The organism is Escherichia sp. MOD1-EC6162 (assembly GCF_002965125.1).
GTDB classification, from domain to species: Bacteria; Pseudomonadota; Gammaproteobacteria; order Enterobacterales; family Enterobacteriaceae; genus Escherichia; species Escherichia marmotae.
Window position 1 is genome coordinate 305,222 of sequence record NZ_PTSB01000001.1, and the last position, 26,633, is coordinate 331,854.

A 26,633-nucleotide genomic window follows, 5' to 3' on the forward strand; every position below is an offset into this window, starting at 1 on the left:
TCAGTAATTTTACGCCGCTGACTCACAATGACCATGAGAGAAAATTGAAGGAGTCAGTGAAAAAATTGCCATTGCGTTATGCCATCGCGCAGGCGTTCAGTGCGAACATCATCAAGTGCCAATAGCGCCTGCACGGCTTCTTCGCGTTGGCGGGCCAGCAATGCCTTACGGCCTGAAAGTTTAAGTGTGGTACATAACCGCGCGTCGCTGACGCTTTTCTGCAAGCGTCCACGCAGCGCCGGTAACGCCAGTTCACTGGTTTGTAGCAGACGCGTTAAACAACCTAACGACGTTAAAAGCGGACGATGAGCGAAAGCAAAACCAGCCAGTTCAAGCCAGTCGTCGTCAGAAAGCACGGTGTCGTTTAGCCGATCAACCGGAATAGTTTCGCCATTCCACTGCGCGAGAATTTGCGCATCGCGGCGTAAACGGTCATGCTCACGCTCCGCCAGTTGTTTCCCCGCTTCGCTAACAGGTAACAGCGCTATCGCCGTATAACAGCCGCTGCTGGCTTCGCGATGGTTACCTATCCGCACCAGCACAAAACCACATCGTTGCCAGAAGCGCCATAATTCATCGGTGTAACCAAAACTCACAGAAAGATAATCGAGGTCATACGTATATTTCAGGGCGCTGACAATAAGCTGTTGTCCTATGCCTTCCCGTTGACGCGCCGGATGAACGGCTATCCGGCTGACACGCCGCCCGCGTAATGTCGCCGCCAGTGGATTGCTGCCGTGCGCTGCCAGCGATTGAGCCACCAGATTTCCCCGCGGACGACGAAAACCGGCCCAGACCGCCTGACTGAGTTGTTCAGATAATCCGCCTTCATCCACCAACCATAGCGCCCCGGCGATCTCGTTTTCGCAAGTCGCCTGTAGGAAATGTTGCCCGGGTGCGTCCATCATCCGCCGTAAATCCAGTGGCGACGTCCGGTAGTGCGCACCAGACAATAATTGATAAACCTTTAACGGTGTTTCCGGCTCACTGCGCCATAATATCTGTTCAAATGGAGAAATGGTGATCTCGCCTTGTGGTGCGTGCGTGAAGTTTTCATCGTCAAAAACCAGTGCCTCGCTGACCACTTTTTCCAGTAGACATCCCAGCGCCCAACGGATCGGTTGTTGCAATTCAAAACGTTGCAGATGCGGAAAACGAGCGCAAAATTTCAGCAAAAATCCGCGCCCGGTGCCTTCATAGCCCTGCACCGTAGTGGTTAACAAAGTACGCGGAAAACGCGATACCAGTTGATGCAGTAACGGTGCGGGAATGGCTGCAGCTTCATCGACCACCAGCCAGTCGGCTTTCTCATTGCTGGCTAATAATACATCTGGTGCCACAAAGCGATACTTCTCGCCCGCAAACTGTGCCAGCACATCCGTTGCGGCTTTCGCAGGCGCAGTAACAATCGCACGACCTGCGATACGGGAAATGAGTTGCCCCGCCAGTGCCGACTTACCGCGCCCGCGCGCAGCAGTTACCGCGGCCACACCAGGCGGCATGGTCAGAAGCTGCTGTAGTATCTGTTGCTGTTCCGGCTGTGGTGCGCCAGTAGCGGGTTGCCAGTCAGTACGGGGAACAAAGTCAGCCAACGTTAGCGGCTGGTTTTGTCGCCAAAGAATAGCATCGTTCTCCGTCGTAAGGACGCATTTGAGATGTTGGACAAAATGTGGAGTAGCAATGGGACTGGAGCAATCACTCCAGCGCAGAGAATCGGCATCGGGATGGTTTTCCCATTCTTCCCATACAGGAAGCAACAAAACCAACCAACTTCCCGCTTTCAGTGTCCCACTAAGCGCCGCAAATGCTGCAGCATCAAAACCCTGGTGGGCGTCAAATACGGCATGACAGAACTCGCGCCCCAGCAAAGTTTGTAGCGCCGATGGCGTACAGTGGTTTTCAGTAGTTGGCTGCGGCGAAACCCACAACCAGTCACCGGGTAATGTGTCACGCAATTTCAGTGCATGTTCACAGCACCAGCCCTCTTCCCCGCTCAACACCAACAAGCGGCGAATCCCTTCGCGTTTCATTTGCGCTGTTAATGTGTGTAGCGCAGTCAGTTCAGCCATCCCTGCCCCGAGAGTTAAATACTTTTACCGAAAGTATTGCATTGTGCCGGATCGCCACTATCGAAACCACGTTTAAACCAGCTATAGCGTTGTTGAGAAGTACCATGAGTAAAGCTGTCCGGCACCACCTGCCCCTGACTTTGCTGTTGTAAGCGGTCATCGCCAATAGCTTGCGCCGCATTCAGAGCCTCTTCCAGATCGCCAGTTTCCAGAACGCCTTGCTGCTGCATACTATGTCCCCAGACACCGGCAAAGCAGTCGGCTTGAAGTTCCATACGCACAGATAAGCGGTTCACTTCCGCCTGCGTCGCATTTTGTTGCAGTTGACGGACTTTCGGCTCGATACCTAACAGTTTCTGTACATGATGACCGACTTCATGGGCGATAACATACCCTTGGGCAAAATCGCCATCCGCGCCCAGCTTGTCTTTCATGTCATCATAGAAGGAGAGATCGATATAGACCGTGCCATCCGCCGGGCAATAGAACGGCCCCATAATAGACTGCCCGGCTCCGCAACCGGTGCGCGTCATCCCGCGATACATCACCAGCTTCGGTTGCTGATAAGTCTTCCCCATCTTCTCAAATTGCTGCCCCCAGGTATCTTCTGTGGTAGCCAGAATCACCGAGGTAAATTTTGCCGCTTCGTCTTCATTTGGGCTAATTGAACGCGTTGATTGCTGCTGAGAAACAGGTTGTCCAGTCATCAGCCCGGTTAAATCAACACCATAGTAGCCAGCGACCAGCACCACTACCAGTAAAATCAGCCCACCTTTACCGCTTGGCAGGCGAAAACCGGGACCGCCCATTGACGGACCACCAGAACTGTTTCGCCTGTCTTCAACATTGTCACTTTCACGACGCCCTTGCCAGCGCATAGATACCTCAACAATATATTCATTATAGTGATGATCGTAGGTGGTTCAGAGGAAGATTACCACAGGAAAACAGGAGGAAATGATGGAGGAATGAGCGTTTAATTCACGTCTTACAAAAGCGGTTGTCTTGCCGTGCCAACAGCACGGCAAGATGATGAGCGAAAAAATCAGTCCAGCTCTACACCCAGGCGGCGGGCGACGGCTTCATAGGCTTCGATCACGCCACCGAGGCTCTGGCGGAAACGGTCTTTGTCCATTTTCTCCAGCGTTTCTTTGTCCCACAGGCGGCTGCCATCCGGGGAGAACTCATCGCCCAGTACCACTTCACCTTTGTACAGACCAAACTCCAGCTTAAAATCGACCAGAATCAGACCGGCATCGTCGAACAGTTTTTTCAGCACGTCGTTCGCTTTGTAGGTCAACTCTTTCATACGCGCCAGGTTCTCTTTGCTTACCCAGCCAAAGGTTTCGCAGTAAGATTCGTTAACCATCGGGTCGTGCATTGCATCGTTTTTCAGGAACAGATCGAACAGCGGCGGGTTAAGCTCAATACCTTCTTCGATTCCAAGACGTTTCACCAGAGAGCCAGCGGCGCGGTTACGTACGACACACTCAACCGGCACCATATCCAGCTTTTTCACCAGACATTCAGTATCAGAGAGCAGACGCTCCATTTGAGTCGGGATACCCGCTTCAGCCAGTTTGCTCATAATGAAGTAGTTGAACTTGTTGTTCACCATACCTTTGCGATCAAACTGCTCAATGCGCGCGCCATCACCTGCTGACGTATCATTGCGGAATTCGAGCACCAACAGATCCGGGTTTTCCGTGCTGTATACGGTTTTCGCTTTACCACGATACAACTCAGCTTGCTTTTGCATCTTTATCACTCCTGGGTGTGAATTAACGTTTTAAAATCTTTTGCTGTCTGGTGTGCCAGATGTTTTGTCGGATGCGGTGTGAACGCCTTATCCGACCTGTGTCCGACAAACAAATTTCGTGCGAATTAACGCTAAAATTGCGTTTTTCTGTCGACGCACACGTTTGCGTATCATATCAGAAAAAAGGGCCGGATGATTCCAGCCCTGTATTTTTACTTGCTAAACGCAGCCTGGAAGACAGATACCAGTGCGTCGTTTTGGCTTTGAGTCAGCGTATGACCTTTCGGATCGATGAACTGTAAGCTGCTGCGGTTATCTAAATCACCGACCTGCAGTTTATAGTCGCCGGATGCCAGGCCTGGATCGCGAGCGCCCAGTTCCTGCCAGTCGCTGTCAGACAGCGGCTTATAGGTCACGGCCATGCTGCCCTGCGAACGGGTGCTGTCGGTCACTTTCATGCCCACTTTTTCCAGCGCCGCTGGCAGACGTTGCCAAACCACGTTGAACGGCCCGCGAACAACCAGCATTGGTAAACCGGTGTCGTCAGCAGCACTTTGTACGTCCATGGTGGTGGAAGCACGATTTTGCGCTGCATTCGCCGCGTCAGTGACGGATTTATCCAGGCCAGCGGAAATGACGTTCATCATCTCCGCGCTGTAACGCTGCATGGAAGCCGCGTCTGCAACCGGTTTGCCCGCCTGCTCCAGGTTCAGCAGTTTCACCGTTACCGCCTGCTGATAACCCTGCGGTTTAACAGAGATTTGATAACGGCCGCGATACTGCTCGTCTTCGTCCAGACGGTTCCATTGCACCCAATCGGTGGTCAGCGTCTGACCGGCATCATCGCGTTGGGTTATGGTGTAGTTTTTCGCCTGCAGCACGCTAACCACCTGCGGCCACAGAGTATTGCCACGACCATTTTCTACCAGCAGTGAAGCGGTATCGCCCGTGAACTGGGTACGTGCGCCAGATACCAGCGCCAGCGGCTGGGCTGGTGGACGAATATCCAGTGCCTTACCGACAGCACCGCTACCGTTGGTCACCGGGATTGCATAATCACCGGAGGTCACCGGCAAAATCATGCCTGCCGGGGCATGAAGCTCCGCAAGCGGTGCTGCTTCCAGGTAGGCTTCATCACCACTTACCTGACGCTTATAGCGTGAGTCAGAACTACAGGCAGCGAGTAATAAAACAAGCGAAACACCCGCAACCTTCGCCAGGCGCGACTTTTGAACAGAGTAAGCCATCAAATCTCCCTAAACTTTACAGCAAACCGGCATGCTTAAGCGCCGCTCTGACCGTCTCACGACCATTGTCGGTGATTGGCGTCATTGGCAGGCGCAGCGTATCGGTCGCCACAAGACCCAGTTCCTTACATGCCCATTTCACCGGGATTGGATTGGGTTCGACAAATAGTTTGTTGTGTAATGGCATCAGACGCTGATTAATAAGGCGTGCCTCGGCAAAATACCCTTCTGCCGCCAGTTTGCACATCTGAGCCATATCACGCGCAGCAACGTTAGCCGTAACGGAAATAACGCCATGACCACCTAATTGCATGAAGTCCAGCGCGCTCGCATCATCACCGCTCAGCAGAACAAAATCGTCTGAAACCAGCTCTTTGATCTGGTTAACACGTGTTAAGTTCCCTGTTGCCTCTTTGATTCCGATAATATTTTCTACTTTCGCCAGGCGGCCGACCGTTTCTGGTAGCAGATCGCAGCCAGTGCGGGACGGCACATTATACAGAATTTGCGGCAGGTCAGTATGTTCAGCGATGGCTTTGAAATGCTGATACAGACCTTCCTGCGATGGGCGGTTGTAATAAGGGGTTACCGTCAGGCAGCCAACGATGCCAGTGTCATTGAAACGCTGTGTCAGGTTAATGGCTTCCGCAGTAGCATTAGCGCCGGTTCCGGCAATCACCGGAATACGCCCGTCAGCCAGTTCCAGCGTCATCATCACCACATCAACATGTTCGTCATGATTCAGGGTAGCGGACTCGCCAGTGGTGCCAACAGAAACAATCGCCGAAGTACCGCTGGCGACATGATAATCAATCAGTTTTTTTAAGCTAGCCCGACAGACATTACCTTTTTCATCCATCGGAGTAACAATCGCGACAATACTTCCCGTGAACATGGGCCATCCTCTGTGCAAACAAGTGTCTCAATGGTACGTTTGGTATGGCATTAAAAGCAAGCAGACAGAACCGTTCTGATTGTTGTATGCATGTTTTTTTTATGCTTTCCTTAAGAGCTACTCTCCCCCTTGAAGGAATAACCGGTTTGACACTGTCATCGCAACATTATCTGGTGATTACTGCTCTGGGTGCCGATCGCCCCGGAATTGTGAACACTATCACCCGTCATGTCAGTAGTTGCGGCTGTAATATTGAAGACAGTCGCCTGGCGATGCTGGGAGAAGAGTTCACTTTTATCATGCTGCTTTCCGGTTCATGGAACGCAATCACCTTGATCGAATCAACGTTACCGTTGAAAGGTGCCGAGCTGGATCTGTTAATCGTGATGAAGCGAACGACGGCTCGTCCGCGTCCGCCGATGCCAGCATCTGTCTGGGTTCAGGTCGATGTAGCAGACTCACCACATTTAATTGAACGCTTTACCGCACTTTTTGACGCGCACCATATGAACATTGCGGAGCTGGTGTCTCGCACGCAACCTGCTGAAAATGAACGTGCTGCACAACTACATATTCAGATCACAGCCCACAGCCCGGCGTCTGCGGATTCAGCAAATATTGAACAAGCCTTCAAAGCACTATGTACAGAACTCAATGCGCAAGGCAGTATTAGCGTCGTCAATTATTCCCAACATGATGAACAGGATGGAGTTAAGTAATGAATCCACTGAAAGCCGGTGACATCGCACCGAAATTTAGCTTGCCGGATCAAGACGGAGAGCAAGTTAATTTGGCCGACTTCCAGGGACAGCGTGTTCTGGTTTATTTCTACCCGAAAGCCATGACCCCCGGCTGTACCGTACAGGCCTGCGGCTTACGCGATAACATGGATGAGTTGAAAAAAGCCGGTGTTGATGTGCTGGGTATCAGCACTGATAAACCCGAAAAACTCTTCCGTTTCGCGGAAAAAGAGCTGCTCAACTTTACGCTTCTGTCTGATGAGGATCACCAGGTGTGCGAGCAATTCGGCGTCTGGGGAGAGAAGTCCTTCATGGGCAAAACCTACGATGGTATTCACCGCATCAGCTTCCTGATCGACGCTGACGGCAAAATCGAACATGTATTTGACGATTTCAAAACCAGCAATCACCACGACGTAGTGATTAACTGGCTGAAAGAACACGCCTGATTACTTTGCTCCATTCCGTGCTGGCTGCGCTTGCGGCCAGCACATCTCACATTCCGGAATGAAGGTTAATCTTGTGCGATTTGGCCATCGGGCCAGGCATGAATCACCGCTTTAATTAGTGTCGCCAGAGGAATGGCGAAGAATACGCCCCAGAATCCCCACAGCCCACCGAAGATCACCACCGATAAAATAATCACCAGCGGATGCAGATTGACCGCCTCGGAGAACAACACGGGAACTAACAGGTTACCGTCCAGCGCCTGGATAATCAGATACACCGCGAAGCAACTCCAGAATTCAGTGCCTGCTCCAAACTGGAATAGCGCCACCCCCACTACGGGAATAGTCACCACAAAAGCACCGATGTACGGGATAAGCACCGAGAAGCCGACCAGTACCGCCAACAGTAGCGAATAGTTCAGCCCGAAGAGTAAAAAACCCAGCCAGGTGGCTATCCCCACCACGATCATCTCCAGCACTTTACCGCGAATGTAGTTGGTGATTTGCTGGTTCATTTCCTTCCAGACCTGACCTGCCAGCCCACGGTTACGTGGTAGCACCCGACGAACGGCATTCAGCATTTGCTCTTTGTCTTTTAGCAGGAAGAAGACCATCAGCGGCACCAGCACCAGATAGACGGCAATGGTCAGCAATCCCACCAGCGAGGCGAGAGAGATTTTCACCACCGAATCGCCCATTGTGAGCATCCGACTGCGCATGTTGTCGGCCATCGCATCAATGATGCCCGCATCCATCAACGCCGGATAACGTCGCGGCAACGTGGCGGCAAAATCGGAAAGTTTATTGAGCATCCCCGGCATATCGCGGATTAAGTAAATACCCTGCTGCCAGGCAATAGGCAGTACCACGAATGCCATCAGTAACAGGATGCCAACAAACAGAACCAGCACAATCGACGTCGCCCAACGGCGGGAACAGCCAATAGATTGTAGGCGGACGGTCGGCCATTCCAGCAAATAGGCCAGCACAATAGCCACCAGCAACGGCGCGAGTAGGCCACTAAAGAAAAAGATAATGCCAAAACCGGCAACTAAAATAACCAGCAAGGCAATCGCTTCCGGGTCGCTAAAACGGCGGCGATACCATTGCATCAACATTTCGAGCATAAAGACCTTCCCTGAACCTCAAGAGCGGGATTGCGATCCGCAATTGTATCGAAATGTCACAAAAAAGACTTCGCTTTTTATGACGGATTAAGGAAACTGAAAAGCCATTTGAGTGGGCTAATCTTCGTCGTTACACTCAAAGGCAGTGCGGTGGGAACGATATTTCACAGTATCGGTCAAATGACTATCTCCAGAAATACAGGACAGAGGTTATGTTCAGGCAGTTGAAAAAAAACCTGGTTGCTACCCTCATTGCTGCCATGACCATCGGTCAGGTAGCCCCGGCGTTTGCCGACAGCACAGACACCTTGCCGGATATGGGAACCTCCGCGGGAAGCACGCTTTCCATTGGTCAGGAAATGCAGATGGGCGACTATTACGTTCGCCAGCTACGCGGCAGCGCACCATTAATTAATGACCCACTGTTAACACAATATATTAATTCGTTGGGGATGCGCCTGGTTTCACATGCCAACTCAGTGAAGACGCCGTTCCATTTCTTTCTGATCAATAACGACGAAATTAACGCCTTTGCTTTCTTTGGCGGCAACGTGGTGCTGCACTCTGCCCTGTTCCGTTATTCCGATAACGAAAGCCAGTTGGCTTCGGTTATGGCGCACGAAATCTCCCACGTCACCCAACGTCACCTGGCGCGAGCGATGGAAGATCAGCAGCGTAGCGCACCACTGACCTGGGTTGGCGCGCTAGGTTCTATTTTACTGGCGATGGCCAGCCCGCAGGCGGGGATGGCGGCGCTGACCGGTACGCTGGCGGGAACACGCCAGGGGATGATCAGTTTCACTCAGCAAAACGAACAGGAAGCAGACCGTATTGGTATCCAGGTGCTGCAACGCTCGGGGTTCGATCCGCAGGCGATGCCGACTTTCCTCGAAAAATTGCTCGATCAGGCGCGCTACTCTTCGCGTCCGCCAGAAATTTTGCTGACGCACCCGTTACCGGAAAGCCGTCTGGCAGATGCCCGTAACCGTGCTAATCAGATGCGCCCGATGGTGGTGCAATCGTCAGAAGATTTCTATCTGGCGAAAGCTCGCACACTGGGGATGTACAATTCCGGGCGTAACCAGCTCACCAGCGATTTACTGGATGAATGGGCGAAAGGTAACGTTCGCCAGCAGCGCGCGGCGCAGTATGGTCGTGCTTTGCAGGCGATGGAAGCCAATAAATACGACGAGGCGCGGAAAACGCTTCAGCCATTACTGACGGCAGAACCAACGAATGCATGGTTTCTCGATCTGGCAACCGATATCGACCTTGGGCAAAACAAAGCCAATGACGCGATCAATCGGCTGAAAAATGCTCGAGATTTACGCACCAATCCGGTGTTGCAGCTCAACCTGGCGAATGCTTATTTGCAAGGTGGTCAACCACAGGAAGCGGCCAATATTCTGAATCGCTACACCTTTAATAATAAAGATGACATTAATGGCTGGGATTTACTGGCACAGGCGGAGGCCGCGCTAAATAACCGCGATCAGGAACTGGCTGCGCGAGCAGAAGGTTATGCGCTCGCCGGGCGACTCGATCAGGCCATTTCCTTATTGAGTAGCGCCAGTTCGCAGGTGAAATTAGGCAGTCTGCAACAGGCCCGCTATGATGCGCGTATTGACCAGTTGCGCCAGTTGCAGGAACGCTTTAAGCCTTATACCAAGATGTAATTCGCATTAAAGGAAGAACAATGACCAAACAGGTAAAAATCTACCATAACCCGCGCTGTTCAAAGAGCCGTGAAACGCTGAACTTGCTGAAAGAAAACGGCGTAGAGCCTGAAGTAGTGCTCTACCTTGAAACCCCCGCTGATGCGGCAACGCTGCGTGATTTACTGAACATGCTGGGGATGAACAGCGCCCGTGAATTAATGCGCCAGAAAGAGGATCTTTATAAAGAGCTGAATCTGGCTGACAGTTCGCTTAGCGAAGAGGCGCTGATTCAGGCGATGGCGGAGAATCCGAAGCTGATGGAACGCCCGATTGTGGTCGCGAATGGCAAAGCGCGCATTGGTCGTCCGCCGGAGCAGGTGCTGGAAATCGTGGGTTAAGATGTACCCCTTCGGTAGCTAAGGCATATTGCCGGATGCGACGCTTGACGAGTCTTATCCGGCCTACAAATACAATGAACTTGATTCGAGTAGGTCGGATAAGGCGCTCGCGCCGCATCCGACAATAAACGTCCCGTTTACAGCTTCAAAATCTCTTTCACAAACGGAATGGTCAACTTACGTTGCGCGGTAATAGACGCGCGATCCAACTGATCCAACGTCATAAATAGCGTGCGCATCTCTCTGTCGAGTCGCTTCAGCAAGAAACGTCCCACATCTTCCGGCAGTTCAAAACCACGCAAACGAGCACGTAACTGTAGCGCCTGCAACTTATCTTCATCAGAAAGCGGCTGCAATTTGTAGATCTGCCCCCAGTCGAGACGAGACGCGAGATCAGGTAATCCCAGATTCAACTGGCGCGGAGGGCGATCGCCGGTGATCAACAACCGCGTTTTGCCCGACTCCAGAATCCGATTGTAGAGATCGAAAATCGCCATCTCCCACAACTCATCGCCAGCAATACACTCAATATTGTCGATGCAGACCAGCGACAAATGCTCCATACCGTCGAGCACTTCCGGGACAAACCAGGTGCGTTTATCCAGCGGGACATAACCCACCGCATCGCCACGCTGCGACAATTCCGCGCAAGCCGCGTGCAGCAGATGGCTGCGCCCCGCGCCTTCGCGTGCCCAGAGATAAATGTAACCGCTATGTTCCTGACGCAGCACATTTTGCAGCGCGGCCAGTAGAGAGGAGTTATCCCCCGGCCAGAAACTTGCAAAGGTTTCGTCGTCAGGAAGATAAAGTGGCAAAGAGAGCTGTGCCGGTGTGTTCAGAGATACCTCAACCAGGGATTCCACAAAATCGCGAGAAGTTTACCACAGAATTCCATTATGTTTGAACCGGGCAGCAACACTGCCCGGTCTGTACATTATTTATCTGTTATATCCGCGTCTTCTGCGTCCAGCACCACTTCTTCAGGGCGCAGCACGCTAATCAGTTTGAAGATCAGGCTTAAGCCGATACCGACGATAGTCGCCAGCGCCATGCCTTTCAGCTCCGCCGCGCCGATGTTTACCTTCGCGCCACTGACGCCGATGATCAAAATAACAGAAGTCAGGATCAGGTTCTGAGCTTTGTTGTAATCCACTTTCGATTCAATCAGCACACGAATACCAGAAGCACCAATCACGCCGTAAAGCAGCAGTGAAACGCCGCCCATCACCGGCAGAGGGATCATCTGGATAGCGGCAGCCAGTTTACCAACGCAGGAAAGCAGGATGGCGAAAATCGCCGCGCCGCCGATTACCCATGTACTGTATACGCGGGTGATCGCCATAACACCGATGTTTTCCCCGTAGGTGGTGTTTGGTGTGGAACCAAAGAAACCGGAGATCACGGTCGACAGACCGTTAGCGAACATCGAACGATGCAGGCCCGGATCGCGCAGCAGATCTTTCTTCACAATGTTAGCCGTTACGACCAGATGCCCCACGTGTTCGGCAATCACCACCAGCGCCGCTGGCAGAATAGTCAGAATAGCAAACCACTCGAAGCGCGGTGTATAAAGGGTTGGCAGTGCAAACCAGTGAGCGTTAATAATCGGCGTGGTATCGACGATCCCCATCGCAAAGGAGAGCGCATAACCCACCAGCACGCCAATCAAAATCGGGATAATCGCCAGGAAACCACGGAACAGCACGGAACCTAAAACCGTGACTGCCAGGGTGGTAATAGAAATGATGACGGTTTTGGAATCTGGCGTTTGCCCTTCAGCCGGGAGTAAGCCAGCCATACCGGCAGCTACGCCTGCCAGCTCCAGACCGATGACGGCAACGATCGCGCCCATTGCTGCGGGCGGAAACAGGACGTCCAGCCAGCCGGTTCCCGCTTTCTTCACAATAAAAGAAACCAGGCAGAACAGCACGCCGCACATAATAAAGCCGCCCAACGCGACTTCATAACCCAACGGCAACAGTAACAATACTGGAGAAATAAAGGCAAAGCTGGAGCCGAGATAAGCCGGGATTTTACCTTTACAGATGAAGAGATACAGTAGCGTTCCGATACCGTTAAATAACAGTACGGTCGCCGGGTTAATATGAAATAAGACGGGCACCAGGACGGTTGCACCAAACATGGCGAACAAATGTTGCAAACTAAGCGGGATTGTCTGTAAAAGTGGCGGTCTTTCACTCACCCCGATAGCACGGCGCGTCATAGTATATTCCTCTGTATTATGTGTTATAGGCGCTTTACTCAAAAAAAAGCCGACTCTTAAAGTCGGCTTTAATTATTTTTATTCTTTATTTTGTACCAAAGATTTTGTCACCGGCATCACCGAGACCCGGAATAATGTATCCGTGCTCATTCAGCCCCTGGTCAATCGATGCGGTATAAAGCTCAACGTCCGGGTGCGCTTTTTCCAGCGCAGCGATGCCTTCTGGAGCTGCCACCAGCACCAACACTTTAATGCTGCTGCAACCTGCTTTTTTCAGTAGGTCAATGGTGGCGATAACTGAACCACCGGTTGCCAGCATTGGGTCAACGATCAGCGCCATACGCTCATCGATGTTAGACACCAGTTTCTGGAAGTACGGCACCGGCTCCAGTGTTTCTTCATTACGGTACATACCGACTACGCTGATACGCGCACTCGGAACGTTTTCCAGAACGCCGTCCATCATCCCCAGACCGGCACGCAGAATCGGCACTACGGTAATTTTTTTACCTTTAATTTGGTCGATTTCCACCGGGCCGTTCCAGCCTTCGATGGTTACTTTTTCAGTTTCGAGGTCAGCGGTCGCTTCGTAAGTCAGCAGGCTACCCACTTCGGAAGCGAGTTCGCGAAAGCGCTTGGTGCTGATATCTTGCTCACGCATCAGTCCCAGCTTGTGTTTGACGAGTGGGTGTTTGACTTCCACGATCTTCATACTCTTTCTCCTTTGAGGGGCAGCCACAAAAAAAATCGACGGATTATACCGCCTTTCTTCAAGGCGGCAATATTATTTTCGTTGATTTTAGTCAAACCCATAGAAAATTTAGATAAATACATTTAATATTCAAATAGTTAAAAAAGATAATTATCCTGGCAATAAATCATTCGTTGCCTCTGCTCGCGCATTTTTTCACCTCTCGCTCAGCAAAAAGGGGGTAAAAAAGGTTGTGTAAAGCAGTCTCGCAAACGTTTGCTTTCCCTGTTAGAATTGCGCCGAATTTTATTTTTCTACCGCAAGTAACGCGTGGGGACCCAAGCAGTGACCGATAAAACCTCTCTTAGCTACAAAGATGCCGGTGTTGATATTGACGCGGGTAATGCTCTGGTTGGAAGAATCAAAGGCGTAGTGAAGAAAACGCGTCGCCCGGAAGTGATGGGCGGTCTGGGCGGCTTCGGTGCGTTGTGTGCGCTGCCGCAAAAATATCGCGAACCCGTGTTGGTTTCCGGCACTGACGGCGTAGGCACCAAGCTGCGTCTGGCGATGGACTTAAAACGTCACGACACTATCGGTATCGATCTGGTCGCCATGTGCGTTAACGACCTGGTGGTGCAAGGCGCTGAACCGCTGTTTTTCCTCGACTATTACGCAACCGGAAAACTGGATGTTGATACTGCCTCATCGGTGATCAGCGGCATCGCGGAAGGGTGTCTGCAATCGGGCTGCTCGCTAGTGGGTGGCGAAACGGCAGAGATGCCGGGGATGTATCACGGCGAAGATTATGACGTAGCTGGTTTCTGTGTTGGGGTGGTAGAAAAATCAGAAATCATCGACGGTTCGAAAGTCAGCGACGGCGATGTGCTGATTGCTCTCGGCTCCAGCGGCCCGCACTCGAACGGCTATTCGCTGGTACGCAAAATTCTTGAAGTCAGTGGCTGCGATCCGCAAACCACTGAACTCGACGGCAAACCATTAGCCGATCATCTGCTGGCCCCAACCCGTATTTATGTGAAATCGGTACTGGAGTTGATCGAAAAAGTGGATGTGCACGCCATTGCGCATCTGACCGGTGGCGGCTTTTGGGAAAATATTCCGCGCGTATTGCCGGAAAATACCCAGGCAGTGATTGATGAATCCTCCTGGCAATGGCCGGAAGTATTCAACTGGCTGCAAACGGCAGGCAATGTCAGCCGCCATGAAATGTATCGCACCTTCAACTGCGGCGTCGGGATGATTATCGCCCTGCCGGCTCCGGAAGTGGACAAAGCTCTCGCCCTGCTCAATGACAACGGTGAAAACGCGTGGAAAATCGGTATCATCAAAGCCTCTGATTCCGAACAACGCGTGGTTATCGAATAATGAATATTGTGGTGCTTATTTCCGGCAACGGAAGTAATTTGCAGGCAATTATTGACGCCTGCAAAACCAACAAAATTAAAGGCACCCTACGGGCAGTTTTCAGCAATAAGGCCGACGCGTTCGGCCTTGAACGCGCCCGCAAAGCCGGTATTGCAACACATACGCTCATCGCCAGCGCGTTTGACAGTCGTGAAGCCTATGACCGGGAGTTGATTCACGAAATCGACATGTACGCACCCGACGTGGTCGTGCTGGCCGGTTTTATGCGCATTCTCAGCCCGACGTTTGTTTCTCACTACACCGGGCGTTTGTTGAACATCCACCCTTCCCTACTACCAAAATATCCCGGTTTGCATACCCATCGCCAGGCGCTGGAAAATGGTGATGAGGAACACGGCACATCGGTGCATTTCGTCACCGATGAACTGGACGGCGGACCGGTTGTTTTACAGGCAAAAGTCCCGGTATTTGCAGGTGATACGGAAGATGAAATCATCGCCCGCGTGCAAACCCAGGAACACGCTATTTACCCACTGGTAATTAGCTGGTTTGCCGATGGGCGTCTGAAGATGCACGAAAACGCCGCGTGGCTGGATGGTCAACGCCTGCCGCCGCAGGGTTACGCCGCCGACGAGTAATGCCCCCGTAGTTAAAGCGTCAGCTCTACCGTTGGCGCTTTTCAATTCCCTTGTAAATCGCAAGCTCCAGCAGTTTTTTTCCCCCTTTTCTGGCATAGTTGGACATCTGCCAATATTGCTCGCCATAATATCCAGGCAGTGTCCCGTGAATAAAACGGAGTAAAAGTGGTAATGGGTCAGGAAAAGCTATACATCGAAAAAGAGCTCAGTTGGTTATCGTTCAATGAACGCGTGCTTCAGGAAGCGGCGGACAAATCTAACCCGCTGATTGAAAGGATGCGTTTCCTTGGGATCTATTCCAATAACCTTGATGAGTTCTATAAAGTCCGCTTCGCTGAACTGAAGCGACGCATCATTATTAGCGAAGAACAAGGTTCTAACTCTCATTCCCGCCATTTACTGGGCAAAATTCAGTCCCGCGTGCTGAAAGCCGATCAGGAATTCGACGGTCTCTACAACGAACTGCTGCTGGAGATGGCGCGTAACCAGATCTTCCTGATTAATGAACGCCAGCTCTCCGTCAATCAACAAAACTGGCTGCGTCATTACTTTAAGCAGTATCTGCGTCAGCACATTACGCCGATTTTAATCAATGCTGACACTGATTTAGTGCAGTTCCTGAAAGATGATTACACCTATCTGGCAGTGGAAATTATCCGTGGCGATACCATCCGTTACGCGCTGCTGGAGATCCCATCAGATAAAGTGCCGCGCTTTGTAAATTTACCGCCGGAAGCACCGCGTCGACGCAAGCCAATGATTCTGTTGGATAACATTCTGCGTTACTGCCTTGATGATATTTTCAAAGGCTTCTTTGATTACGACGCGCTGAATGCCTATTCGATGAAGATGACCCGCGATGCCGAATACGATTTAGTGCACGAGATGGAAGCCAGCCTGATGGAGTTGATGTCTTCCAGCCTGAAGCAGCGCTTAACCGCAGAACCGGTACGTTTTGTTTATCAACGCGATATGCCCAGTGCGCTGGTTGAAGTGTTGCGTGAGAAACTGACCATCTCCCGCTACGACTCCATCGTACCCGGCGGCCGTTATCACAATTTTAAAGACTTTATTAATTTCCCCAATGTCGGCAAAGCCAATCTGGTGAACAAACCACTGCCGCGTTTACGTCATATATGGTTTGATAAAGCCCAGTTCCGCAACGGTTTTGACGCCATTCGCGAACACGATGTGCTGCTCTATTATCCTTATCACACTTTTGAGCACGTGCTGGAACTGCTACGCCAGGCCTCGTTCGACCCAAGCGTACTGGCGATTAAAATTAACATTTACCGCGTGGCGAAAGATTCGCGCATCATCGACTCGATGATCCACGCCGCGCACAACGGTAAGAAAGTCACCGTGGTGGTTGAGTTACAGGCACGTTTCGACGAAGAAGCTAACATTCATTGGGCGAAGCGGCTTACCGAAGCGGGAGTACATGTGATCTTCTCTGCCCCGGGGCTGAAGATTCACGCCAAATTATTCCTGATTTCGCGTAAAGAAAACGGCGAAGTTGTGCGTTATGCGCATATCGGAACCGGGAACTTTAACGAAAAAACGGCGCGCCTTTATACCGACTACTCGCTGCTGACTGCCGATGCGCGTATCACCAACGAAGTACGGCGAGTGTTCAATTTTATTGAAAATCCATACCGTCCCGTGACATTCGATTATTTAATGGTGTCACCGCAAAACTCTCGTCGCCTGCTGTATGAAATGGTAGACCGCGAGATCGCCAACGCTCAACAAGGGCTACCCAGCGGTATTACCCTGAAATTGAATAACCTGGTCGATAAAGGTCTGGTTGATCGTCTGTATGCGGCCTCCAGCTCCGGCGTGCCGGTGAATCTGCTGGTGCGCGGGATGTGTTCACTGATCCCTAATCTGGAAGGCATTAGCGATAACATCCGTGCTATCAGCATTGTCGATCGTTACCTGGAACATGACCGGGTTTATATTTTTGAAAATGGCGGCGATAAAAAGGTTTACCTGTCCTCCGCCGACTGGATGACACGCAATATTGATTATCGTATTGAAGTGGCAACGCCACTGCTCGACCCACGGCTGAAGCAGCGGGTACTGGACATCATCGAAATTCTGTTCAGCGATACAGTCAAAGCGCGTTATATCGATAAAGAACTCAGTAATCGCTACGTTCCCCGCGGTAACCGCCGCAAAGTACGGGCGCAGTTGGCGATTTACGACTACATCAAATCACTCGAACAATCTGAATAACCCTATGCCAATACACGACAAATCCCCTCGTCCACAGGAGTTTGCTGCGGTCGACCTTGGTTCAAACAGTTTCCACATGGTCATTGCCCGTGTGGTGGATGGCGCAATGCAGATTATTGGTCGCCTGAAACAGCGTGTGCATCTGGCGGACGGTCTGGGGCCAGATAATATGTTGAGTGAAGAAGCAATGACGCGCGGCTTAAACTGCCTGTCGCTGTTTGCCGAACGCCTGCAAGGATTTTCTCCTTCCAGCGTCTGTATTGTTGGGACCCATACGCTACGTCAGGCGCTGAATGCCACTGACTTTCTGAAGCGAGCAGAAAAGGTTATCCCCTACCCGATTGAAATTATCTCCGGTAATGAAGAAGCACGTCTGATTTTTATGGGCGTGGAGCATACCCAACCGGAAAAAGGCCGCAAGCTGGTTATTGATATTGGCGGCGGCTCAACGGAACTGGTGATTGGCGAAAATTTTGAACCCATTCTCGTGGAAAGCCGCCGAATGGGTTGCGTCAGCTTTGCCCAGCTTTATTTCCAGGGTGGCGTCATCAATAAAGAGAATTTTCAGCGCGCACGCATGGCAGCGGCGCAAAAACTGGAAACCTTAACCTGGCAATTCCGGATTCAGGGCTGGAACGTGGCAATGGGCGCTTCCGGCACCATTAAAGCCGCCCATGAAGTGTTGATGGAAATGGGCGAGAAAGACGGGATTATTACCCCGGAACGTCTCGAAAAACTGGTGAAAGAAGTTTTACGCCATCGTAATTTTGCATCGCTTAGTTTACCGGGCCTTTCCGAAGAACGGAAAACCGTATTTGTCCCTGGACTGGCAATTTTATGCGGTGTGTTTGATGCCTTAGCTATCCGTGAACTGCGGCTTTCTGACGGTGCGCTACGCGAAGGCGTACTTTATGAAATGGAAGGCCGTTTTCGCCATCAGGATGTACGTAGTCGTACCGCCAGCAGCCTCGCCAACCAGTATCACATTGACAGTGAACAGGCACGGCGGGTGCTGGAAACCACCATGCAGATGTACGAACAGTGGCGGGAACAACAACCGAAGCTGGCGCATCCGCAACTGGAAGCCTTGCTACGCTGGGCCGCCATGCTGCATGAGGTCGGGTTAAATATCAACCATAGCGGATTGCATCGCCATTCGGCCTATATCCTGCAAAACAGCGACTTACCGGGTTTTAATCAGGAACAACAATTGATGATGGCGACGCTGGTACGCTATCACCGTAAAGCGATTAAGCTCGACGATCTGCCGCGCTTTACGCTGTTTAAGAAGAAGCAGTTTCTGCCCTTAATCCAGCTATTGCGCCTTGGCGTATTGCTAAACAACCAACGTCAGGCAACCACTACCCCACCGACATTAACGCTGATTACCGATGACAGCCACTGGACTCTGCGTTTTCCGCATGACTGGTTTAGCCAGAACGCGCTGGTTCTGCTTGATCTGGAAAAAGAGCAAGAATACTGGGAAGGCGTGGCTGGCTGGCGGTTAAAAATTGAAGAAGAAAGCACGCCTGAAATCGCGGCTTAAGATGAAATGAAAACGGGCCAACATGTTATGTCGGCCCCAATAAATTACGCGCTTTCCCGGACAGGTTCTCTTTCATCCAGCATATCCACTAACAGTTGCGGTTCACCAATCAAAAAGCCTTGCAGGTAATCAATACCCAAAGAATGAACCGCCTGGCGAATCTCTTCATTTTCAACATATTCCGCAACCACTTGCATTTTCTTCATTCGCGCCAGATGACAAATTGACGCCACTATCTGGTAATCCAGACTATTCGAGACAATATTGCGTATGAAGCTGCCATCAATTTTTAATAAATTGGCATTCACATTTTTTAGCCGCGCATAACTGGCATAGCCGGTGCCAAAATCATCAATTGCAATTTGGCATCCTAACTCCTGAAGATGCTGCAACGTATTCTGTGCCTGTTTAACATTGGTCAGGATATTACTTTCTGTTACCTCAAAAATAAGCTGCCACGCTTCTATTTGATATTTAGCTAAAAAATGACTGACGTTCAAAGGAAAATGCGCCTGACAAACGGAAGTTGGCGACAGGTTAATAGCAAATCGGCGGGCAGGCATTTTTTCTCTATTTTCCGCCATAAATTGCAGTGTATGTTCGATGACCCACATGTCGATGCTGGACGATAAGCCAAATTCATGCGCAACCGGTAAGAAATTGTCAGGATTGATGAGTTCATCGTTCTCTCCTTTCATGCGCAGCAGAATTTCATGATAGACATCACCACGCACCCCAGTAATCGGCTGGGCCATCAGGCAAAACTGGTTATGCTCAAGCGCCTGCTGTAGCCGATTCATCATCGCCACTTTGTCTTTTAATTCCCGTTGTAAATACATTGCCCCACGACGTTGCATATTTTCCGGGGTATTGGTCACGATGGAAAGTTCGGCAACCGTATTTAACTCCCCGAGCAGCAGGTATATATGATTAACCGGTGAGCGGACATAGCAATAACTAACGCCAATCTGAGGTTGTAACGGTATTCCATCCCAAAAGAAACGAAACTGCTTCAGATGGTTATCCAGCGCGGTAATGCGCTCCTGGTGTGATTCTGTATTCAATCGTAACGCAAGGTCGTTGCCGGAAAGCTGATAAACAGATTCGCCCGGCTCCAACAATGATGTCAGCCAGTGTGAAATTTTTTGTTTATATTGAATGCGTAGCATGATGCCATAGTTCTTTACCAGCATTTCCATGCCTGGGATGCGTAAATAACATAGCACGGACCAGGGTGCATCGCGCAGCGCACGGTTCAGGGCGCGAATATTTGGCAGATGAACAACCGGGTCCACATAGGCAAGCCGTTGAATGCGTCTGACCACCGCTCGCTGACGGGTTGCCAGTACAGCCATATAATTGACAATAAAAGAAAAAACTAAATAACTGGAGGAAGTTATGGTCAGTTGCGTGGTATATCCTGGATAAAGGGGAATGTAATTCTGATAGCTGTGAATACTGATCATCAGCACTACCGCCCAGAGCAGCGATATAAACTTATAGCCGTAGCGCATTGCTCCCCACATCATCAGCGGCAACAATAACGATAACGTATAGTTGGTGCTAAAAATTGTGCTTTTTTCATTTAACGGCATACATAACAGCAACAGCAACGTACCTAAAGCCAGTAACCAGATCGCAAATTCTTTTTTGGTCACTTTTCTGTCAACCTGCTGTTTTAACTGCGAATAATAGCTACGTAAATAAAGTGGATTTCGCACCACCCGAATGATGAAATAGCACAGCGGGACACCGATAAGATTACCGACCAGCAGGGCCTGATAATTGATTAAGGTTCCAAGGTTAAAAGGCATGACGCCTACCAGATTTTCTTTGCTCGCCAGTAATCCTACAAACGCCGCAAACTGGAAAAGCACCAGGAACAACGTTGCAGGAAAAAAAATCTGCCAAAAAATTCGCTGGGAAATTAAGCGGGTATCGCCATGTGAAACGTTGTTACGCCGGGGAGTAAAGACCCTGTAACCGCCCCAACAAATAATAATAATGATAATAAAATTAGCCGTTAACGAAAGCGTTTCGTAAAGGCCAAGCTCCGCATACTTACGAACAAAAATGCCTAATGCTATACCCGGTAATGCTGCCCAGCCAAAAAACATCATCATGCTGATCATCAGAGCCAGGGGCAGATAAAAGAGAAATACTTCACCAGAGGAAATATGCGCGAAAGTATTTATTTGTGCGAAAACAGGTAAAATTAAAGAAGGCAGGATCAGCGGAAGCCCCCACCATTTATCACGTATTTTTATATAAGTTGCATTCAGTTTCATAGATGCTCAGCAGAATCCCCCACATCCTGAAGGGGTGTATTCAGACAGGCATCCCACCTGACTTCGAAAGATGATTACTCATCGCTATAGAGGACATTGATTCTAAGTGTCATATGAAAGTTCCAATTGATATATATCAAACAAAATAACCCTGATTAATGAATTATTACGTTTATTATGTTAATTCATCATTATTACATCAGCACTGTAAATAATTAAATTAATTTCCATAACATTAAAATATGTATCCACTGACGCTTTTTTACATAACGAAGAATTGACCATTTTTTCCTGATGTGCCTTAATGTAAGTACCGTCTCCTGAGTGGGACATACTTCAAGGAACCTTTTGTGAGTCAGGCAACCAGTATGCGAAAACGACACCGATTTAACAGTCGTATGACCCGTATCGTACTACTCATTAGCTTTATCTTCTTCTTTGGCCGCTTTATCTACTCGTCCGTCAGTGCCTGGCAGCATCATCAGAGCAAAAAAGAAGCTCAACAATCCACACTCTCTATCGAATCATCGGTACAACGTTAGCGGTTACCTTCGTCATCCTTCCTGAACAAGACGGCTCAATGTTGTCAGATGCTGTTGCTCTTTGTTGTTATCAAAGCGGCAAGCATTCTTTCACCTTAAATCTCGCCTCTTTGCCCTGACTGACGATCATCTTGCCTAAGGACGGAATAAACATTAAATTAATATATATATTTCAATTATATTTTTTATTAATTTATTATTCTGGTGAATTTTAATAAATTAAATCTATTCCTTTATCCGCAATACATTTACTTTCTTCTTTTGATGATCTTAAATGTCTTATTTTTCGTAATGTGTACAACAAGGAATAGTGATGAAATTTAAAAAATGTTTTCTGCCTGTGGCAATTTTAGCGTCATTCACCCTGGCAGGATGCCAGTCAAATGCTGACGACCATGCCGCCGATGTCTATCAAACCGATCAACTGAATACAAAGCAAGAAACTAAAACCGTTAATATTATCTCCATTCTTCCCGCAAAAGTTGCCGTAGATAACTCACAAAATAAACGGAATGCGCAAGCCTTTGGCGCACTTATTGGCGCTGTCGCAGGCGGCGTTATCGGCCATAACGTTGGATCTGGTAGTAACTCCGGAACAACGGCTGGTGCAGTTGGTGGCGGAGCTGTAGGCGCGGCAGCGGGTACTATGGTGAATGATAAAACCTTAGTGGAAGGTGTCTCTTTAACTTATAAGGAAGGCACCAAAGTGTACACCTCCACCCAGGTGGGTAAAGAATGCCAGTTCACAACGGGTTTAGCCGTTGTTATTACCACCACTTATAACGAAACGCGTATTCAGCCAAATACAAAATGTCCTGAAAAGAGCTAACTATCAGGAGGACTCATGAAGAAAGTTTTTCTTTGCGCCGCCATATTAGCTGCTGTTAGTAGCCCGGCTTTCGCCTCTTCATTACAGGATCAACTCTCTGCGGTCGCAGAAGCTGAACAGCAAGGCAAAAATGAAGAACAAAGGCAGCATGACGAATGGGTTGCGGAGCGCAACAGGGAAATCCAGCAAGAGAAGCAACGGCGCGCAAACGCTCAGGCCGCAGCGAATAAAAGAGCGGCAGCAGCAGCAGCGGATAAAAAAGCTCGCCAGGATAAACGGGACGCCGAATTCACTGCGGATAAAAAGCGCGATCAAAGTTATGAAGATGAGCTGCGCAACTTAGAGATTCAGAAGCAAAAACTGGCGCTGGCAAAAGAAGAAGCGCGCGTTAAGCGTGAGAACGAATTTATCGATCAGGAACTGAAACACAAAGCAGCGCAAACCGATGTTGTACAATCTGAAGCTGACGCTAACAGGAATATGACTGAAGGTGGTCGTGATTTGATGAAAAGCGTGGGTAAAGCAGAAGAGAATAAATCAGACAGTTGGTTTAATTAATCGTCTTTCCACTACCAGGCCTGTAATTCGTGAGGATTATGGGCTTTTTAATTGCATAAAAAACCCTCCAGTGGATGAACAGAGGGTTTTGTTACCAAAATATGCTGAAGCCTCGTACGAATAGAAAACCTCAGCATTTAGTGTTCGGGTTTATTCCCACTCAATAGTAGCTGGCGGCTTACCGCTGATGTCATACACCACGCGGGAAATACCATTCACTTCATTGATAATACGGTTGGAAACGCGCCCTAAGAAATCATACGGCAGGTGCGCCCAGTGTGCGGTCATAAAGTCGATGGTTTCGACAGCACGCAGAGAGACAACCCAGTCATATTTACGACCATCGCCCATTACGCCTACGGAGCGTACTGGCAGGAAGACAGTGAATGCCTGGCTGACTTTGTCGTACAGATCAGCTTTACGCAGTTCTTCAATGAAGATGGCATCCGCACGGCGCAGCAGGTCGCAGTACTCTTTCTTCACTTCACCCAACACGCGAACGCCAAGGCCAGGCCCCGGGAACGGGTGGCGGTACAGCATGTCGTACGGCAGACCCAGCTCCAGACCAATCTTACGCACTTCGTCTTTGAACAGCTCTTTCAGCGGTTCAACCAGGCCCATCTTCATCTCTTTCGGCAGGCCGCCTACGTTGTGGTGAGATTTGATAACGTGCGCTTTACCCGTCGCAGAAGCGGCGGATTCAATAACGTCAGGGTAGATAGTCCCCTGCGCCAGCCACTTTACATCTTCCAGTTTCAGCGCTTCTTCATCGAATACTTCAACGAAGACGCGACCGATGATTTTACGTTTAGCTTCCGGATCGTTTTCACCCGCCAGCGCAGCCAGGAAACGCTCTTCTGCCGGAACGTGAATGATGTTCAGGCCGAAGCGATCACCAAACATATCCATTACCTGTTCAGCTTCATTCAGACGCAGCAGGCCGTTGTCGACGAATACGCAGGTCAGGTTTTTACCGATAGCACGGTGCAGAAGCATCGCAGTAACAGAAGAGTCCACGCCACCAGAGAGGCCAAGGATCACTTTATCATCGCCCACCTGCTCGCGAATGCGGGCTACGGCGTCATCGATAATTTTTGCTGGTGTCCACAGTGCTTCACATTGGCAAATATCGCGCACAAAACGCTCCAGCATACGCATCCCCTGACGGGTGTGAGTCACTTCCGGGTGGAACTGTACGCCATAGAAACGTTTTTCTTCGTTAGCCATTATGGCAAACGGGCAACTTTCGGTGCTGGCTACGGTAACGAAACCCTCAGGAATTGCAGTTACCTTATCGCCGTGGCTCATCCACACGTCAAGCAGCGGTTTGCCGTCTGCACTTAACGCATCTTCGATGCCACGAATGAGCGCGCTATCAGTTTGTACTTCAACCTGTGCATAACCAAACTCACGCTCGTTAGAGGCTTCAACATGGCCACCTAACTGCATCGCCATGGTCTGCATACCATAGCAAACGCCGAATACCGGTACGCCTGCTTCAAAGACATACTGCGGCGCTCGCGGGCTGTTTTCTTCGGTGGTGCTTTCCGGGCCGCCGGAAAGAATAATGCCGCTTGGGTTGAAGTCACGAATTTGTGCTTCTGTCACATCCCATGCCCACAGTTCACAGTAAACGCCCAGCTCACGCACGCGGCGCGCAACCAGTTGGGTGTACTGTGAACCGAAGTCCAGAATGAGGATGCGATGCTTATGAATGTTTTCCGTCATTGACGCTTATTCCGAGGCAAGTGAAACAGATAATATAAATCGCCCGACATGAAGTCGGGCGAAGAGAATCAGGAGCCCATACGGTAGTTCGGGGACTCTTTGGTGATGGTCACGTCATGAACGTGGCTTTCCTGAATGCCAGCACCGCTGATACGTACAAACTCCGCTTTAGTACGCAGTTCGTCGATAGTACCACAGCCGGTCAGGCCCATACAGGAGCGCAGACCGCCCATCTGCTGGTGGATGATCTCTTTCAGGCGACCTTTGTAAGCCACACGGCCTTCGATGCCTTCTGGCACCAGTTTGTCAGCGGCGTTGTCGCTCTGGAAGTAACGGTCAGAAGAACCTTTGGACATCGCGCCCAGAGAGCCCATACCACGGTAAGATTTATAAGAACGGCCCTGGTAGAGTTCGATTTCACCCGGAGATTCTTCCGTACCTGCCAGCATGGAGCCTACCATCACCGCGCTTGCGCCAGCAGCGATAGCTTTAGCGATATCGCCGGAGAAGCGAATACCACCGTCAGCGATAACTGGAATACCGGTGCCTTCCAGGGCTTCTACTGCGTCAGCAACGGCGGTGATCTGCGGAACACCTACGCCAGTGACGATACGGGTGGTACAAATAGAACCAGGGCCGATACCAACTTTAACCGCGCTACAACCGGCTTCCGCCAGCGCACGAGCGCCTGCAGCAGTGGCGACGTTACCGCCGATGATTTGCAGATCCGGGTATTTGGCTCGGGTTTCGCGAATACGTTGCAGAACACCTTCAGAGTGACCATGAGAGGAGTCGATCAGCAGAACGTCAACACCAGCGGCCACCAGCGCATCAACACGCTCTTCGTTACCTGCGCCAGCACCAACCGCCGCACCAACACGCAGACGGCCTTGCTCGTCTTTACAGGCGTTCGGTTTACGCTCCGCTTTCTGGAAATCTTTCACGGTGATCATGCCAATCAGGTGGAATTCATCATCAACCACCAGCGCTTTCTCAACGCGTTTTTCGTGCATTTTGGTCAGCACAACTTCACGGGCTTCGCCTTCACGCACGGTCACCAGACGCTCTTTCGGCGTCATGTAAACGCTAACCGGCTGATTCAGGTCGGTCACAAAACGCACGTCACGACCGGTGATGATACCAACCAGTTCGTTTTCTTCGGTTACTACCGGGTAGCCAGCAAAACCGTTACGCTCGGTCAGTTCTTTCACCTCGCGCAGAGTCGTGGTTGGCAGAACAGTCTGCGGGTCAGTCACCACGCCAGACTCGTGTTTTTTCACGCGGCGAACTTCTTCCGCCTGGCGTTCAATGGACATGTTTTTGTGGATAAAGCCAATACCGCCTTCCTGAGCCAGGGCAATAGCCAGGCGCGCTTCCGTTACGGTATCCATTGCTGCGGAAAGCATAGGGATGTTCAGACGAATAGTTTTCGTCAGTTGAGTGCTGAGGTCAGCGGTATTCGGCAGGACGGTAGAATGAGCAGGAACGAGGAGAACGTCGTCAAACGTCAGAGCTTCTTTAACGATACGTAGCATGGGCAATATCTCGACCAGAGTGGTTAATAAATATTGCCGCGGCATTATACAGAGCGTAACCGATTGCATCTACCCCTTTTTGCAAAAAATG

At 50.3% G+C, this 26,633-nt stretch carries 24 protein-coding genes; 11 read left to right on the forward strand and 13 right to left on the reverse strand.

The annotated features are described in order from the left end of the window. Positions 1 to 53: 53 nt before the first annotated feature. The 5 genes from tmcA to dapA all read right to left on the reverse strand — a co-directional run bounded on the left by tmcA (position 54) and on the right by dapA (position 5,970). Positions 54 to 2,069, reverse strand: coding sequence for a tRNA cytosine(34) acetyltransferase TmcA (gene tmcA, locus A9587_RS01460; RefSeq protein WP_105263376.1), 2,016 nt, complete (start codon positions 2,067 to 2,069; stop codon positions 54 to 56). 14 nt (positions 2,070 to 2,083) lie between these two features. Beyond that, positions 2,084 to 2,947: a KPN_02809 family neutral zinc metallopeptidase gene (gene ypfJ, locus A9587_RS01465; protein WP_001267513.1), complete on the reverse strand. Its 864-nt coding sequence runs from the start codon at positions 2,945 to 2,947 to the stop codon at positions 2,084 to 2,086. Positions 2,948 to 3,114: 167 nt separating this feature from the next. Next, the gene (gene purC, locus A9587_RS01470) at positions 3,115 to 3,828 is read right to left on the reverse strand and encodes a phosphoribosylaminoimidazolesuccinocarboxamide synthase (RefSeq protein ID WP_001516861.1); all 714 of its coding nucleotides are present in this window, start codon (positions 3,826 to 3,828) and stop codon (positions 3,115 to 3,117) included. 212 nt (positions 3,829 to 4,040) lie between these two features. Continuing rightward, positions 4,041 to 5,075, reverse strand: a complete 1,035-nt coding sequence (gene bamC / locus A9587_RS01475; RefSeq protein WP_001516862.1) for an outer membrane protein assembly factor BamC — start codon at positions 5,073 to 5,075, stop codon at positions 4,041 to 4,043. 16 nt (positions 5,076 to 5,091) lie between these two features. Beyond that, positions 5,092 to 5,970: a 4-hydroxy-tetrahydrodipicolinate synthase gene (dapA, locus tag A9587_RS01480; RefSeq protein ID WP_105263377.1), complete on the reverse strand. Its 879-nt coding sequence runs from the start codon at positions 5,968 to 5,970 to the stop codon at positions 5,092 to 5,094. Positions 5,971 to 6,116: 146 nt separating this feature from the next. On the opposite strand from dapA, the gene A9587_RS01485 reads away from it, so the two are divergent. Both A9587_RS01485 and bcp read left to right on the forward strand, forming a co-directional pair. Then, positions 6,117 to 6,689 carry a glycine cleavage system transcriptional repressor gene (locus A9587_RS01485; protein ID WP_010378971.1) on the forward strand — a complete coding sequence of 191 codons (573 nt, stop codon included), beginning with the start codon at positions 6,117 to 6,119 and terminating at the stop codon, positions 6,687 to 6,689. Next, positions 6,689 to 7,159: a thioredoxin-dependent thiol peroxidase gene (gene bcp / locus A9587_RS01490; RefSeq protein ID WP_001068673.1), complete on the forward strand. Its 471-nt coding sequence runs from the start codon at positions 6,689 to 6,691 to the stop codon at positions 7,157 to 7,159. The genes A9587_RS01485 and bcp overlap by 1 nt, the downstream gene beginning before the upstream one ends. 65 nt (positions 7,160 to 7,224) lie before the next feature. On the opposite strand, the gene A9587_RS01495 is transcribed toward bcp, so the two are convergent. Continuing rightward, a complete protein-coding gene (locus A9587_RS01495) occupies positions 7,225 to 8,286 on the reverse strand; it encodes an AI-2E family transporter (RefSeq protein WP_000892035.1) in 1,062 nt (353 codons plus the stop codon). Between the two features lie 212 nt (positions 8,287 to 8,498). Here A9587_RS01495 and bepA point away from each other — a divergent pair, with 212 nt between their 5' ends. Both bepA and arsC read left to right on the forward strand, forming a co-directional pair. Then, positions 8,499 to 9,962, forward strand: coding sequence for a beta-barrel assembly-enhancing protease (bepA, locus tag A9587_RS01505; RefSeq protein ID WP_000489687.1), 1,464 nt, complete (start codon positions 8,499 to 8,501; stop codon positions 9,960 to 9,962). Between the two features lie 20 nt (positions 9,963 to 9,982). Further along, entirely contained in the window at positions 9,983 to 10,342 is a 360-nt protein-coding gene (gene arsC, locus A9587_RS01510; RefSeq protein WP_105263378.1) for an arsenate reductase (glutaredoxin), read from the forward strand. Between the two features lie 137 nt (positions 10,343 to 10,479). On the opposite strand, the gene A9587_RS01515 is transcribed toward arsC, so the two are convergent. From A9587_RS01515 to upp, 3 genes are all read right to left on the reverse strand, one after another. Further along, the gene (locus A9587_RS01515; protein ID WP_001307333.1) at positions 10,480 to 11,181 is read right to left on the reverse strand and encodes a DnaA inactivator Hda; all 702 of its coding nucleotides are present in this window, start codon (positions 11,179 to 11,181) and stop codon (positions 10,480 to 10,482) included. Positions 11,182 to 11,276: 95 nt separating this feature from the next. Then, the gene (gene uraA / locus A9587_RS01520) at positions 11,277 to 12,566 is read right to left on the reverse strand and encodes a uracil permease (protein ID WP_016249065.1); all 1,290 of its coding nucleotides are present in this window, start codon (positions 12,564 to 12,566) and stop codon (positions 11,277 to 11,279) included. Positions 12,567 to 12,651: 85 nt separating this feature from the next. Continuing rightward, complete coding sequence (upp, locus tag A9587_RS01525; RefSeq protein ID WP_001295473.1) at positions 12,652 to 13,278, reverse strand: uracil phosphoribosyltransferase; 627 nt, start codon at positions 13,276 to 13,278, stop codon at positions 12,652 to 12,654. Positions 13,279 to 13,602: 324 nt separating this feature from the next. Here upp and purM point away from each other — a divergent pair, with 324 nt between their 5' ends. The 4 genes from purM to ppx all read left to right on the forward strand — a co-directional run bounded on the left by purM (position 13,603) and on the right by ppx (position 19,062). After that, positions 13,603 to 14,640: a phosphoribosylformylglycinamidine cyclo-ligase gene (gene purM / locus A9587_RS01530; RefSeq protein WP_001516867.1), complete on the forward strand. Its 1,038-nt coding sequence runs from the start codon at positions 13,603 to 13,605 to the stop codon at positions 14,638 to 14,640. Continuing rightward, positions 14,640 to 15,278 (forward strand): phosphoribosylglycinamide formyltransferase, encoded by a 639-nt coding sequence (purN, locus tag A9587_RS01535; protein ID WP_001028606.1) that lies wholly within the window; start codon positions 14,640 to 14,642, stop codon positions 15,276 to 15,278. The genes purM and purN overlap by 1 nt, the downstream gene beginning before the upstream one ends. Positions 15,279 to 15,449: 171 nt before the next feature. Beyond that, entirely contained in the window at positions 15,450 to 17,516 is a 2,067-nt protein-coding gene (gene ppk1 / locus A9587_RS01540) for a polyphosphate kinase 1 (protein WP_001516868.1), read from the forward strand. A 4-nt stretch (positions 17,517 to 17,520) separates the two neighbouring features. Beyond that, positions 17,521 to 19,062: an exopolyphosphatase gene (gene ppx, locus A9587_RS01545; RefSeq protein ID WP_001121375.1), complete on the forward strand. Its 1,542-nt coding sequence runs from the start codon at positions 17,521 to 17,523 to the stop codon at positions 19,060 to 19,062. Between the two features lie 44 nt (positions 19,063 to 19,106). Here the strand turns inward: ppx and A9587_RS01550 are convergent, their stop codons facing one another. Together A9587_RS01550 and A9587_RS24710 are read right to left on the reverse strand one after the other, a co-directional pair. Then, positions 19,107 to 21,350 (reverse strand): bifunctional diguanylate cyclase/phosphodiesterase, encoded by a 2,244-nt coding sequence (locus A9587_RS01550; protein WP_105263379.1) that lies wholly within the window; start codon positions 21,348 to 21,350, stop codon positions 19,107 to 19,109. Positions 21,351 to 21,530: 180 nt separating this feature from the next. Further along, positions 21,531 to 21,683, reverse strand: coding sequence for a hypothetical protein (locus A9587_RS24710; protein ID WP_000019728.1), 153 nt, complete (start codon positions 21,681 to 21,683; stop codon positions 21,531 to 21,533). Between the two features lie 17 nt (positions 21,684 to 21,700). Here A9587_RS24710 and A9587_RS01560 point away from each other — a divergent pair, with 17 nt between their 5' ends. The 3 genes from A9587_RS01560 (at position 21,701) to A9587_RS01570 (ending at position 23,279) form a co-directional block, all read left to right on the forward strand. After that, positions 21,701 to 21,892: a YfgG family protein gene (locus tag A9587_RS01560; RefSeq protein ID WP_000076002.1), complete on the forward strand. Its 192-nt coding sequence runs from the start codon at positions 21,701 to 21,703 to the stop codon at positions 21,890 to 21,892. 310 nt (positions 21,893 to 22,202) lie between these two features. Next, entirely contained in the window at positions 22,203 to 22,721 is a 519-nt protein-coding gene (locus tag A9587_RS01565; RefSeq protein ID WP_010378956.1) for a glycine zipper 2TM domain-containing protein, read from the forward strand. 15 nt (positions 22,722 to 22,736) lie between these two features. Next, a complete protein-coding gene (locus A9587_RS01570) occupies positions 22,737 to 23,279 on the forward strand; it encodes a DUF5384 family protein (RefSeq protein ID WP_000755156.1) in 543 nt (180 codons plus the stop codon). Between the two features lie 150 nt (positions 23,280 to 23,429). Here A9587_RS01570 and guaA read toward each other — a convergent pair whose 3' ends face one another. Then, complete coding sequence (gene guaA, locus A9587_RS01575) at positions 23,430 to 25,007, reverse strand: glutamine-hydrolyzing GMP synthase (RefSeq protein WP_000138266.1); 1,578 nt, start codon at positions 25,005 to 25,007, stop codon at positions 23,430 to 23,432. 68 nt (positions 25,008 to 25,075) lie between these two features. Beyond that, entirely contained in the window at positions 25,076 to 26,542 is a 1,467-nt protein-coding gene (guaB, locus tag A9587_RS01580; RefSeq protein WP_105263380.1) for an IMP dehydrogenase, read from the reverse strand. Positions 26,543 to 26,633: the final 91 nt, after the last annotated feature.

Coding starts and splice junctions, on each gene's coding strand:
- tmcA (WP_105263376.1), bottom strand. CDS start 2,069: ATGGCTGAACTGACTGCGCTACACACATTAACAGCGCAAATGAAACGC.
- ypfJ (WP_001267513.1), bottom strand. CDS start 2,947: ATGCGCTGGCAAGGGCGTCGTGAAAGTGACAATGTTGAAGACAGGCGA.
- purC (WP_001516861.1), bottom strand. CDS start 3,828: ATGCAAAAGCAAGCTGAGTTGTATCGTGGTAAAGCGAAAACCGTATAC.
- bamC (WP_001516862.1), bottom strand. CDS start 5,075: ATGGCTTACTCTGTTCAAAAGTCGCGCCTGGCGAAGGTTGCGGGTGTT.
- dapA (WP_105263377.1), bottom strand. CDS start 5,970: ATGTTCACGGGAAGTATTGTCGCGATTGTTACTCCGATGGATGAAAAA.
- bcp (WP_001068673.1), top strand. CDS start 6,689: ATGAATCCACTGAAAGCCGGTGACATCGCACCGAAATTTAGCTTGCCG.
- A9587_RS01495 (WP_000892035.1), bottom strand. CDS start 8,286: ATGCTCGAAATGTTGATGCAATGGTATCGCCGCCGTTTTAGCGACCCG.
- bepA (WP_000489687.1), top strand. CDS start 8,499: ATGTTCAGGCAGTTGAAAAAAAACCTGGTTGCTACCCTCATTGCTGCC.
- arsC (WP_105263378.1), top strand. CDS start 9,983: ATGACCAAACAGGTAAAAATCTACCATAACCCGCGCTGTTCAAAGAGC.
- uraA (WP_016249065.1), bottom strand. CDS start 12,566: ATGACGCGCCGTGCTATCGGGGTGAGTGAAAGACCGCCACTTTTACAG.
- upp (WP_001295473.1), bottom strand. CDS start 13,278: ATGAAGATCGTGGAAGTCAAACACCCACTCGTCAAACACAAGCTGGGA.
- purN (WP_001028606.1), top strand. CDS start 14,640: ATGAATATTGTGGTGCTTATTTCCGGCAACGGAAGTAATTTGCAGGCA.
- ppk1 (WP_001516868.1), top strand. CDS start 15,450: ATGGGTCAGGAAAAGCTATACATCGAAAAAGAGCTCAGTTGGTTATCG.
- ppx (WP_001121375.1), top strand. CDS start 17,521: ATGCCAATACACGACAAATCCCCTCGTCCACAGGAGTTTGCTGCGGTC.
- A9587_RS01550 (WP_105263379.1), bottom strand. CDS start 21,350: ATGAAACTGAATGCAACTTATATAAAAATACGTGATAAATGGTGGGGG.
- A9587_RS24710 (WP_000019728.1), bottom strand. CDS start 21,683: ATGTCCCACTCAGGAGACGGTACTTACATTAAGGCACATCAGGAAAAA.
- A9587_RS01570 (WP_000755156.1), top strand. CDS start 22,737: ATGAAGAAAGTTTTTCTTTGCGCCGCCATATTAGCTGCTGTTAGTAGC.
- guaA (WP_000138266.1), bottom strand. CDS start 25,007: ATGACGGAAAACATTCATAAGCATCGCATCCTCATTCTGGACTTCGGT.
- guaB (WP_105263380.1), bottom strand. CDS start 26,542: ATGCTACGTATCGTTAAAGAAGCTCTGACGTTTGACGACGTTCTCCTC.